Genomic DNA, 510 nt, shown 5'->3' on the forward strand with positions numbered 1-510 from the left:
AGATTACTTTCTACCTTTTTCATGTCTTCGAAGTTGTTCTTGATGCTTTGTTCGTTAATGGATTCCGGTGTGTTCCAGATTCCTACGGCTTTTTCTGAAACTGGACCGAAACTTTGGATAAGCCACTTTTGCCCTTGTTTAACCACACCTACGAATGCTTGATCCTTGCCTGTTTTTCCTGTGGACGTAACTAGTTCAAATTCCACTTGAAACCTTTGCTCTTGAGGCTGCTCTTCATTGGCAGGCAGGCTCGTAATCGTATAATTCTCCACCCAAGGACTCGATGCGCCTGTCACCCAGTGAAAGCTCTCAAAGGATCGTTTTGAACCCAATTTTGCATTTTCGGTTAACAATGCGTATTGAAGGGCACCATTTCTCTCCTGGACGGCTTTTGCCCACATGTCAACTGTTGCTTCTGCAGTCGTAGGGACAATTGCGTTTTCGAGCATCTGCAGCCTTTCAAGCAACACTGTTTCCTCTGTCGCACTCTTCTCCACCGCGACAGACGTA

The 510-nt window shown here is 45.9% G+C and carries 1 pseudogene; it reads right to left on the bottom strand.

The features are described 5' to 3' along the window. Window positions 1-497, bottom strand: a pseudogene (locus EDM52_RS24135) (hypothetical protein); the annotation flags it as partial. Window positions 498-510 lie beyond the last annotated feature (13 nt).

Source organism: Brevibacillus invocatus (assembly GCF_003710915.1).
Lineage (GTDB): Bacteria > Bacillota > Bacilli > Brevibacillales > Brevibacillaceae > Brevibacillus > Brevibacillus invocatus.